The organism is Protofrankia sp. CiP1_Cm_nod3 (genome assembly GCF_982290655.1).
The window spans coordinates 4,581-15,443 of the sequence record NZ_CEVIVD010000010.1; the positions used below are offsets into that span (position 1 = coordinate 4,581).

At 71.7% G+C, this 10,863-nt stretch carries 8 protein-coding genes and 1 pseudogene; 1 reads left to right on the forward strand and 8 read right to left on the reverse strand.

Translation table 11 applies throughout. The features are described from left to right. From AC5LUJ_RS04030 to AC5LUJ_RS04040, 3 genes are all read right to left on the reverse strand, one after another. Nucleotides 1-1,154 (reverse strand): DUF4349 domain-containing protein (locus AC5LUJ_RS04030; RefSeq protein WP_493464477.1); only part of this gene is annotated, 1,154 nt, incomplete at its 3' end. A 237-nt stretch (nt 1,155-1,391) separates the two neighbouring features. Further along, nucleotides 1,392-2,825, reverse strand: a complete 1,434-nt coding sequence (locus AC5LUJ_RS04035) for a vWA domain-containing protein (protein WP_250285491.1) — start codon at nt 2,823-2,825, stop codon at nt 1,392-1,394. Nucleotides 2,826-2,898: 73 nt separating this feature from the next. Beyond that, nucleotides 2,899-3,774: an AAA family ATPase gene (locus tag AC5LUJ_RS04040; RefSeq protein WP_250285494.1), complete on the reverse strand. Its 876-nt coding sequence runs from the start codon at nt 3,772-3,774 to the stop codon at nt 2,899-2,901. A gap of 335 nt (nt 3,775-4,109) precedes the next feature. Here AC5LUJ_RS04040 and AC5LUJ_RS04045 point away from each other — a divergent pair, with 335 nt between their 5' ends. After that, complete coding sequence (locus tag AC5LUJ_RS04045; protein ID WP_493464478.1) at nt 4,110-4,952, forward strand: NAD(P)-dependent oxidoreductase; 843 nt, start codon at nt 4,110-4,112, stop codon at nt 4,950-4,952. Between the two features lie 26 nt (nt 4,953-4,978). Here AC5LUJ_RS04045 and AC5LUJ_RS04050 read toward each other — a convergent pair whose 3' ends face one another. The 5 genes and pseudogenes from AC5LUJ_RS04050 to AC5LUJ_RS04070 form a co-directional block, all read right to left on the reverse strand. Beyond that, entirely contained in the window at nt 4,979-5,686 is a 708-nt protein-coding gene (locus tag AC5LUJ_RS04050) for an SCO family protein (RefSeq protein WP_250285441.1), read from the reverse strand. Nucleotides 5,687-5,734: 48 nt separating this feature from the next. Continuing rightward, the gene (locus tag AC5LUJ_RS04055; protein WP_493464479.1) at nt 5,735-6,835 is read right to left on the reverse strand and encodes a glycoside hydrolase family 6 protein; all 1,101 of its coding nucleotides are present in this window, start codon (nt 6,833-6,835) and stop codon (nt 5,735-5,737) included. A gap of 682 nt (nt 6,836-7,517) precedes the next feature. Beyond that, a complete protein-coding gene (locus tag AC5LUJ_RS04060; protein WP_493464480.1) occupies nt 7,518-8,642 on the reverse strand; it encodes a glycoside hydrolase family 6 protein in 1,125 nt (374 codons plus the stop codon). A gap of 12 nt (nt 8,643-8,654) precedes the next feature. Beyond that, the gene (locus AC5LUJ_RS04065; RefSeq protein WP_250285444.1) at nt 8,655-10,250 is read right to left on the reverse strand and encodes a galactose oxidase early set domain-containing protein; all 1,596 of its coding nucleotides are present in this window, start codon (nt 10,248-10,250) and stop codon (nt 8,655-8,657) included. Continuing rightward, a pseudogene (locus tag AC5LUJ_RS04070) lies at nt 10,247-10,863 on the reverse strand (glycosyltransferase family 2 protein); the annotation flags it as partial. The pseudogene AC5LUJ_RS04070 and the gene AC5LUJ_RS04065, both read right to left, overlap by 4 nt.

Here is a 10,863-nt window from a genome sequence, read left to right on the forward strand (position 1 = left end):
CGTCGCAGGAGGCGGTAGCCGGCGAAACCGGCCCCGGCCAGCAGCCCGACCAGGACGATCGGCCCGATCAGGCCGACGATCACGGCCACTCCGCCGGTGAAACGGTCCCAGGACAGCCGCAGCGCCCCGGTCAGGCCGTCGTCGTCGTCCGGGTCCGGCCTGGTCGTGACCGCTCCCCGCTCGCTGATCCGTATCGTGAGGGTCGCGAGGTCACTGGCGTCGGCCAGCACCTGGCGCTGCCCCTCGAGCTGTTCGATCCGTGCCTGCACGTCGTCGATCCGCTGCTGGACGGCGAGAACCTCCCCGATCGAGCCGGCCTTGCCCAGCAGGGCCAGGTAGGTGTCGCGCGAACCGCTCAGCGCCTTCAGCCGGGCCTGGAGATCCACGTACTCGCCGGTGACGTCCTGTGAGGAGACGGTCGATGCCCGGACCTCGCCGGCCTTCCCGACCTGGCCGCGCAGGTCGTCGAACGACCTGGTCGGCACCCGCAGGGTGACGGTCGCGCGCTGCTGGCCGTCGTCGGAGGCGCCCGGGGTGCCGGCGCTGTCCAGCGAGGCGAGATAGCCGCCCAGCCCCTGCGCCGCCGTCGAGACGGCGGTGACCGCCGCGTCGACGCCGCCCGGACGCACCTGAAGCGACATCGAGCCGGTCCGGACGATCCTGGGCTCGGCTCCGGCCGGCCGGGCCGGGTCGGCGGCCCGCGCCGTCGGCGCGGAGCCGGCGGCGAGGCCGGACCCGGCTCCGGATTCGGCCGCACGTGCGCCGCCGGCCACGGGCGCGGACGGCGCCCCCTGTAGCCCCGGCTCCCCCGGCGCGACCATCCGCGAATCGCCCGCGGCCTGCCCGTCACCGCCCACAGCGGACGACCCCGGCTGTGACAGCGGCATGTCGATGGCTGGCAGCGGGAAACTCGACGACGAGCCGGAGGTATCCGACCAGCTACCGATCGCGACAACACCGCCGACAACGGCCACGACCCCGACGACGACCGCCACGCCGATCACGCGCCGCCTGGAGATGCCGCGCACGCCCGCGCCCCTCGCGCCCGCCAGCCCTCCCGTGGCCGCCGCGCCTCCTCCGGCCGTCGCGCCTTCCGGGGCCGTCGCGGCACCGCCCCACCAGTCCGCGCCAGGCGCCGACGCCGATGTCGCCACCGAAGTCGATGCCGGCCCTGGTGGTGGCGCCACCGCCGTCGTCGCGGGCGCCGCCGGGGCGCTGTCGGGATCCTGTACGTCCGGACCTGTTCTGACCATCCCGGTGGCCACCCTTCCGTCAGGTGTCAGCTCTCACGCTGCCAGCTCCTGGAAGGTTGGACGCTCGCCCAGCCGCTTCGGTTCACCCCAATTTCCCGATCACGTCGTGAAACGTCCGCCAGGGTGAAGACGATCGGCTCAGGAGGGCAGGAGGCGTTCGATGAAGGTCTGGAGCTGTTCGACGTTGCGGCATTCGACCATCTCGTCGACCAGGTCGGCGTAGGCGCGGGTGGCCGAGTCGCCCGAGCCCCAGTAGGTGCGCGGCTCGGGGTTGAGCCAGTAGGCGTGCCGGGCCTGCGCGCACAGCTTCCCGAACACCGGCGCGGCGGTCGCGCGGTAGTTGTTGCGGGCGTCCCCGAGCACGAGCAGGGAGGTCTTCGGGCCGACCGCCTCCGGATACCGGTCGGCGAACACCTCGAAGGCGTGCCCGTAGTCGCTGTGCCCGTCGAACCACACCAGGTCGGCTCCGTTGGCTATCCGCGCCATCATGTCGCCGAGGTCGGCTCCCCGCAGGAAACGGGTGATCTCGTCGGTGGTGTCGATGAACGCGAACGCCCGGACCCGGGCGAACTGCTCCCGCAGCGCATGCGTCAGCAACAGCGTGAAGTGCGCGAACGACGCCACCGACCCGGAGACGTCGCACAGCACGACGAGTTCGGGCTTGTGCGGCTTGTGCGGCCGGTGACGGGTCTCCAGCGGCACCCCGCCGGTGGCCAGCGAGGAGCGCACCGTGCGGCGGAAGTCGAGCCGGCCGGAGCGCCCGAGGCGGCGACGCGCGGTCAGCCTGGTCGCGAGCCTGCGGGCGAGCGGGTGGACCAGGCGGCGCAGCTCCGCCAGGTCCCGCTGGGAGGCGCGCAGGAAGTCGACCTGCTCCGCCAGCGGCTTGACCGCGCTCTTCGCGGCCGCGTCGGCCCCGCGTTCCTCGGCGAGCCGGCGACGCACCTCGCTGGCGACCATCTCCTCGAAGGCACGGATGCGCTCAATGATCGTCTGCCGGGCGACCCGCTCGGCGAGGCCGCCGGCCTCCTGGTCGCCGAGCATCGCGCTCAGCAGGTCGGCGACCAGGGTGTCCGGGGACAGTGCCCGCAGGGCCCGGTAGGCGAACCAGGAGCGCCGGCCGGGCGCGCCCGGCGCCGACCCGAACCTGGTCACGGCCTCGCGGGCGAGGCGGCGCAGCTCCTCGTCGTCCCCGCGCAGCAGGACGTCCAGCAGTTCCCCGCGCAGGGCCTGGCGCAACAGCTCAAGATCGTTTTCGCTGTCGGGCGCGCCGGCCGGCCGGCTCGGATCCGTTGCCGTTCCCGGTGTGCCGTCCTCGCCGGCCAGGAAGTCGTCAACGGACAGCCCGTCACCGATCACCGGCGGGAAGTAGAGGTCGAACAGTGTGTCGAAGGTCACCCGGTTGGTCGGGCGTTTGCACATCGTCGCCGCGAACCCGGCGCGCAGCGCCTCCCTGTCGAGCGGCCCGACGGCTGTGAGCGCGCGGACGGCGTCCACGGTCTCGGCGCTGCTCACCGCCATCCCCGCCTGTCGCAGCGCGGCAGTGAACACCACCGTACGGTCCAGCAGACTCATACCCGGCATCCCATCGGGTCACATAGTGCAACATAATGTTACTTTATGTTATAAAAACCCAGGCTGGGAACGATCAGTTAGAGCCGAGCTTGAGCTGGCCGATGGCTCGCGCCTGATCACTCACATGCTTGAGGACGACACCCAGGGTGGACGCCACGGCCTCCTCGTCGAAGGTGTCGATCCCCAGCGCCAGGACCGTCCGCGCCCAGTCGATCGTCTCGGCGATCGACGGGACCTTCTTCAGCTCCATCGCGCGCAGCGCCCGGATCGTGCCGACGATCGCCTCAGCCAGCCGCTCGGGCAGCTCCGGCACACAGGCGAGGACGATCTCCTTCTCCCGCGCCGGGGACGGGTAGCCCAGGTGCAGGTACAGGCAGCGGCGCTTGAGCGCCTCGGACAGCTCCCGGGTCGCGTTGCTGGTCAGCACCACGAGCGGGCGCTGGTGAGCGACGATCGTGCCCAGCTCGGGGATGGTCACCTGGAAGTCGGAGAGCACCTCCAGCAGCAGGCCCTCGACCTCGACGTCGGCCTTGTCGGTCTCGTCGACGAGCAGCACGGTCGGCTCGGTGCGCCGGATCGCGGTCAGCAACGGCCGGGACAGCAGGAACTCGTCGCTGAAGATGTCGTCGTGGGTCTCGTCCCAGGCCTCGTCACGACCGGCCTGGATGCGCAGGAGCTGCTTCTTGTAGTTCCACTCGTACAGCGCCCGGGCCTCGTCCAGCCCCTCGTAGCACTGTAGACGGATCAGTTCGGCGCCGGTCGCGGACGCGAGGGCCTTGGCGAGCTCGGTCTTGCCCACGCCGGCCGGCCCCTCGACGAGCAGCGGCTTGCGGAGCCGGTCCGCGAGGAAGACCGTCGTCGCTATGGCATGATCCGCCAGGTAGCCGGCCGCTCGCAGCCGGTCGTGAACATCCGCCACATCGGCGAAAGCGTGCTGCTGTAGCGGCATATACACCTCTTGTGTGATTCAGCCTCTCGTCCATAGTGCCAGCGATGGGCTGCTCGAGGCAGCCGCACGGCCGCCACGTACCACCGCGCGCGTTCCGCCCCACACTCTCATGAGCGGAGCGGGCCCGGAAGCCGACAAACCCGGCGGTCCGGTGGCAGCCGGCTTCTGGCACCGGTGGATCCGGGGCTCCAGCGGGAACCTCGACACGCAAGAGACGCACAGGAGACGCGGAAGAGGCACGGAAGAAACGCCGCCGCACCGGCTCCGGCCCACCGGCCCACCGGGCAGTACCAGCACATACAGGGGAGACCGGAACATACAGGGGAGGCAGAACCATGAACGTCGCTTTTCTCGGCATGGGACGGATGGGACGGGAGATGGCCCGCCACATCGTCGAGGCCGGCCACCAGCTGACGATCTGGAACCGGACGCCGGGCCGGGCCCGGGAACTGGTGGCCGCGGGCGCGCGTGAGGCCGCCTCCGTACGGGACGCGGTGGCCGCCGCCGAGGCGGTCGTGCTGATGCTCTTCGACGACGCGTCCGCCCGTCAGGTGCTCGACGACGTGATCGCCGGCGCGCCCCCGCACACCCTCGTGATCAACACGACGACGATCGCGCCTGCGACCGGGCGGGAACTCGGGCGGGTGGCCGCCGCGGCCGGGCTGCGCTACGTGGAGGCACCCGTGGTCGGGACGACCGGGCCGGCCCGGGACGCCACCCTGCGCGTGCTGGTCGGCGCGAGCGGACCGGACGCGGCCGCCGCCGAGAAGCTGCTGTCCCTGTTCGGCACCACCCGGCACGTCGGCGGCGTCGGTACCGCGACGGCGTTGAAGGCCGTCGTGAACCTGGGCCTGGCGCTGGCCACCGGGGCTCTCGGCGAGGTGCTGCGGCTCGGCTCGGACCTGGGCGTCGACCGTGACCTGCTGCGTTCCGAGCTCGCCGGCGGCGCACTGGGGTTCATCCTGGGCTACAAGGGGTCGATGCTCACGAGCAACGACTTCCAGCCCGCCACGTTCACCCTCGACGGCATGATCAAGGATCTGCGGATCGCCACCGGCTCGGCCCGCCGGCCGCTGCCGATGGCCACGAGCGCTCTCGCGCTGGCCACGGAGGCCTCCGACGCGGGGCACGGCCAGGAGGACTTCGCCAGCCTCGCCGCCTACTACACCGCGACCTGACCACCGCCGCGGGCGGCGTCGGGGGGTCAGGTACGGCCGGCGATCAGTAGCGGGATGTCATGGGCGTAGTCGGCGACCTTGGTGCCGGCGAGGTAGGCGACACGGGCGGTCCCGTCCGGGCTGAAGGCCGTCACCTGCGTGCCGTGCGAGACGGTCACCGACCCGTCGGGCTGCCGCCGCGGCCGCTCAAGCGTGACGCCGAGCTGCTCGGCGTCACCGGCGGTCGTCTCGAACGGGCCGGTCAGCCCGATGAACGACGGGTCGAACTGGGCCAGCCAGCTGCCCAGGGCCGCCGGGGTGTCCCGATCCGGATCGGACGTGACGAACACCACGGACACTTTGGCACGGTCAGCCGGCGGCAGCGTGCTGAGCGCGGCGGCGATGTCGGCCATGGTGGTCGGGCAGATGTCCGGGCAGTGGGTGTAACCGAAGAACAGCAGGGTGAGCCGGCCGGCGGTGGCCGCCCGGAAATCGTAGGGACGCCCGTCCGTGCCGGTCAGCCGGATGTCCGGCTTGCTCAGCGGCTGCTGTAAGACCACCCCGCGCACGCCCGCGGCACCCGGGAGATCGTCGAGGTGTACCAGCCCGTTGCCACGCTGGCCGGCCGTTCCCGAGGAGCCGCAGCCGGTGACCAGCACGGCGAGCAGGACGCCGGCGAGGAGCACGGCGGCGAGCGTCCGGGGCCGCCATGTCCCGGGCCGCCGTGTCCCGGGCCGGAACGGGTGGGAGTTCACCCGTCAACAATGCACCCGATGGTGATACGGGCGTCGACGGCGGGACGGTCAGCCGGTGGCGCGGGCGGCCAGCCCCAGTGCGTAGTCGAGCCACCACTGGCCGGCGCCAGGCCCGCCATTGCACGTCCCGTCCGACTCCCCGGGAACTTTGATCCACAGATACGCGTCGACGACCGGGTCACCTGTGTTGCCGGTCGGCGCGGCGCCCAGCGCCCGGCCCGGCGGGTTGCACCAGGCGTTGCTGGCGGCCGGGCCGAGCCCGTTGCGGCTGGTGTCGATGACGGCCCGGGCGGTGCCACCCAGCGCCGCGGACACCGCGGCGGCATAGGCACGCTCGTCCGGCGTCTCGTCGAAGTTCGAGACGTTCAGGGCGAAGCCACGGGCCCGGTCGACGCCGGCGGCGCGCAGCCTGGCGGCGGTGTCGGCGGCGCTGTGCCAGGTGGCGTTCCCGGCGTCGAGATAGACGGCCGCGCCGACGTGGGCAAGCACGTCCACCGCGTTCCCCAGCAGCGAGTACCGGGTCTGGCGGTCGGCCGCGGACAGGCAGTCGGTCTGGGAGATCGCGTCGGGCTCGAGGATGACCGCCGCCGGGCCCCGGCCGATACCGGCGGCGAAAGCGGCGATCCACGCCCGGTAGGCATCTGGGCTACCGGCTCCGCCAGCGGAGTAACTGCCGCAGTCACGGTTGGGGATCGCGTAGGCGACCAGCACCGGCAGCGCGCCGGTAGCGCGGATCTCGTCCACGCGCCCGGCGACCCTGGCCCGCACGGCGTCCGGGTTCGCGGTGTCACCGCCGAACCAGTCGGCGTGCGAGGTGTTCGCTATCCGGCTCAGCGCGGCGGCGTCCGCGGGCGCGCTGTTACGCAGCCGGGCGACCGCGGCCATGGCGTCGCTGTCGGGATCGACGTAGAACCTGGCCCCGGCGAACGGATTGCTGCTGGCCGTCGCCGGCGCCGCCGACGGCGGCCGGGCCGGCGGCGGCGGCGGCGCGCTGGGAGCCTCGGTGTGCTCGGCGGGATGCGTGGGCCGCGCGGCTGGCGCGGCAGGGGTCTGCCCCGGTACCGGAGCCAGCGAGCCGAGAAGCGCGGCGACGGCGGTCAGCGGCCCGGGAGGCACCGTACCGACCGGACGCGGTATCACCACGTCCACGGAGGACGAGACCGGAGAGGTCCTGGGAAACACCACCCGTACACAACCGAAACCCGCGAATACGGCGGCGGCGACGACCGGCGTCAGCCATATCCATAGCGGCCGACGGGATTTCGGACGATGCGCATGGCGGGCGGCCCGGCGTCCGGGCCCTCCATGCACGTCTGTCGACACACGACCTCCGAACGGGCGGTTGGATGCGCTCGTTTTCTTGCTCAACCCTCTGTCCGCAGCGGCAGTTTAGCAGCGACCGCGCTGACGGTGCGGAAAGCCGACACAGGCCGGCACCCAACGCCACCAGCCACGCCGGAATCGTGTCGGCAGGACGACAGCAACGACCGCCGGCGGCGACTTCCGGCTACCAGAAAAACAATGGACGTTGTTTTTTCATTGTGAATTCGCCGGAGCGGCGGACGGGACAACTGCCACCGGCGGCGGGCATATCCGCCCGGGCGGCCCGAGCCCCACCCACCCGGGCGGGACGAACCGACATGAAGGACGTTGTTCTGTTTCGCGGTGGCCGGGCACCGGGAGCCCCCTGGCCGGGAGCGCAATCCAGCGAATCATGCCGAAACGGGTGGCCGGCGCGCCGGAACCAGCCCGTCCGGCCAACGGCCGCGGACGGTCCGGGAACACCCTGGGTACGACGGGCCGTTGCCCGCCCGGGTGGGGAAGGCCCCGTTCAGGACGTGGCGTTGCGGACGAGCTCGTCGGCCTGGGCCGGCCACCAGGTGCCGGCTGGCGGGTTGTTCCGGCCGCACTCCCCGTCACTGGCTCCCGGCACCTTGATCCAGAGAAGGGCGTCCGCACGTGGGCTGCCGGTGTCGGTGGTCGATGTGGTTCCCAGCCCCCGCCCCGGCGGGTTGCACCAGGCGTCCTTCAGGTCGCCCCTGGCCGGGCCACGGCCGTTGCGCGAGGTGTCGACCACGAAATGACTGCCGCCGGTCAGCGCCGAGATCACGTCGGCGCGGGCCACCTCGTCGTGGGTGTGGTAAAAGTTCGATACGTTGACGGCGAACCCGCGGGCCCGCTGCACGCCCGCCCGCGTCAGGCGGTCGGCGATGACCGGCGCCGCCGTCCACCCGCAGTTGGCCCCGTCCAGGTACACGCTGGTGCCGGAAAGCCCGCCGTAGACGTCGACGGCGTCGTTGAGCAGCCGGTAACGCTCGTCCTGCTCGGCATGCCCCAGATGGTCCAGCTGTGCCAGTGAGTCGGGTTCCAGGATGACGACGGCGTCGCGGTGGCCGATGCCCGCCGCGACCTTCCTGGTGAAGGCCTGGTAGGAGGCGGCGTCGGGCAGACCGCCGGCGGAGAAGCCCGCGCCGACGTCACGGTGCGGGATCGCGTAGACCATGAAGACGGCGGTGGCGCCGGTGCGTTCCGCCTCGGCCGCGCGTGCCGCCACCTGGGCCTGGACGCCGTCCCCCAGCCAGTCCCCGACGGGGTAGGCCAACGGCTTGGCCGCGATCGTGGCGGCGGCCGTCCCGGCTGCCGGGTCCTGCCGCGCAGCCTGGGCCGGCTGGCTGTCGGGGTCGACGAGGAACGGCGCCCGGGGTGCCGGGCCGTGCGGGCCGGGCCCCGCCACCGCGCCGTGGCCGGCGGGGTCCCCGGCGGGGCACTGCGGGCCGACCGCGGTCAGCGCGGAGGTCGTGGCCGGGGACGAGCCCGGCCCGTCCGAGCCGCCGCACGCGGAGAGCACCGAGATGGCGCCGGCGACCGCGGTGGCCCTGACCCGGGTACCTCGCCGTGGCCGGTCAGCTCCCGGCCCCCGCTCCCCCGTGACGCAGCGGACCAGCCTGGAGATCAATACAGGCCCTCCTCATCCAACATGAACCCAGGTGGCGACGGAGGGAACACCCTCGTCGTTGGTCACAAAAAGCATGTACCAGTCTGGCGGAAGCAGGTTGGGGTTCTCGGGGACGTCCAGTGTGACGCTGCCACCCGTCTGCTGGGTGATCGGCAGCGCCACGGAGCGTTGCTCGGTGTCGGTGACGTGGGTGTAGGCACCCGGCCGGATCAGACGCACCTTCGCCGCCGGCTGGGACGACTTCACGGTGATGGCCGTGCCCCGGGTGATCTTGGCCGGCACCTCGGAGACCGCCGGACGCTCGCCCTTGTAGAGGTAGGGCGGGGAGTACACCTCGACCCGGGTCTCGAAGGAGTTGTCGTCGCTGAGCGGGTTGGAGCCGAAGACCGCCACCCGCCCGTCCGGCAGCAGCAGGTACTCGGAGTGGTAGTCACGGCCAACGCGCGGATCGGCCGCCGGGGTGAAGCTGTTGGTGTCCGGATGGTAGGTCTCGGCGGTCAGCGAGTCCTTGGCCCGGTAGCCGGCGGAACCACCGGAGACCAGCACCGTGTCGTCGGGCAGGACGACCGCGCCGGGATACCGTTTGGCCACCGTCAGGTTCGGGCCGCTGACATAGGCGGGCGCGGGCGCGGAGAGGTCGACGATGGCGGTCCGGGCGCTCGCGGCCTGGGTGTCGCCGACGCCGCCGCCGGCAATGAACATCACCTTCTGGTCCTGCGCCGGCGCAAGCATGATCGTCCCGGCCGTCTCGTTGATCTCCGGCTCGGGCAGCCCGTTGACCGGCTGGAAGGAGTTGTCCGCCAGGTTCCACAGGCCGGGCTGGCGCTCGGAGATCTCCGCCGGGCCGTAACCGGCGTTGGCGCCGGAGAAGAACAGCCGGCCGTCCGCCGCGAGCAGCAGGGACGGGTAGGTGGGGAAGATCTTCTTCAGGTGGTGGCTGTCCTGCCATGTCCTGGTGGCCGCGCTGAACAGCTCGGTGTTGCCCTGGTCGATGTCACCGTTCTCGTCGAGGCCGGAGACCGACACCACCGTACCGTTGGCAAGGGTCACCAGGGTCGGATACCAGCGCGCGTGGTTCAGGTCGGCGGTCTTCTCGTACCGCTCGGTGTCCGGGTTGAAGATGTAGGAGTCCTTCAGCCCCTGGAACTCGTGCTTCTTGCCGTCGGGCGAGTCCTGTGCCAGGACCTCGTACTTCTTCGTCCCCCCGGCGATCAGCAGGTCGCCGTTGGGGAGGAAGGCCTGCCCCGCGCAGAAGACGTCCCACGGCGTGTAGACGTCGGTGAAGGTGTTCGCGACCGGATCCCACAGCGCGGTGGTGAACTTCCCCGCGTCGAAATTTGCCTGGTCGTTGCCGGAACCGGCCATGAGCAGTATTTTCCCGGTACGCAGCAGGGCCGCGTGAATGGACCGGGTGCCGCTGTCGGCAATGATGTCCCAACGCCCGTGGGTACGCATGTAGTCCGGCTGGTTGGACTGCCATTCGGCGTACTGCTCGCTGGCCCATGACACGGCGAACGGGCCGTTGCCGGCAAGAATCAGGACAAGCAGCACACTGAGCTGGAGCAGCCGCCGTCGGCGTACCCGGCGTTTCTGGGTGGACACCATCATGTCAGTTCCTCGAGCAGCCCGTCACCGGAAACACGGCGGCGGCGTGGCATGAGTTTCATGGTGGCCTCCTCCGTGTAGGTGCCAGGTCCCGGGCGCCCACGGACGGAGCCTCCCGCCGCCGGCTGCTCGGCCGAGGCTGCCACCGCGACCGCGGACCGCCCTCCGCGCGCGGCAGCGTCCTGGGCGCGGCGGGCCGGCTTCCCCGGTTTCCCCGGCTTCCCTGATCCGGCGCCCTGCGTGGGCCGGATCAGTTTCTGCGTGGCCTCCTCGGAGTAGCCGGCCGGCCCGAGCGAGGACAGCACCGCGGGCAGGATGATCGTCTGGGTGGCCTCCTCGCGGTATCCGCCGGGCGCGGAGGCCGACAGCGCCGGCACGACCGTCGTCTGCGTGACCTCCTCACCCCGCCCGCCGGACGCGGACGCCGACAGCGCGGCCGGCCGTCTGAGCACCTTCGTGACCTCCTCGACATAACCCGAGGAGGCGGTGGCCGACGCGGCCGCGGGCACGGATCTCCCCGGAGCCGCTTTTTTCGGCCTGCTCGGTGCCGCTTTCTCCGGCGCCGATTTTCCTGGTACCGCTTCTTCCGGTGCCGGCTTTCCTGGTGCGGCTTTTT

Coding starts and splice junctions, on each gene's coding strand:
- AC5LUJ_RS04065 (WP_250285444.1), bottom strand. CDS start 10,250: ATGATGGTGTCCACCCAGAAACGCCGGGTACGCCGACGGCGGCTGCTC.
- AC5LUJ_RS04045 (WP_493464478.1), top strand. CDS start 4,110: ATGAACGTCGCTTTTCTCGGCATGGGACGGATGGGACGGGAGATGGCC.
- AC5LUJ_RS04035 (WP_250285491.1), bottom strand. CDS start 2,825: ATGAGTCTGCTGGACCGTACGGTGGTGTTCACTGCCGCGCTGCGACAG.
- AC5LUJ_RS04040 (WP_250285494.1), bottom strand. CDS start 3,774: ATGCCGCTACAGCAGCACGCTTTCGCCGATGTGGCGGATGTTCACGAC.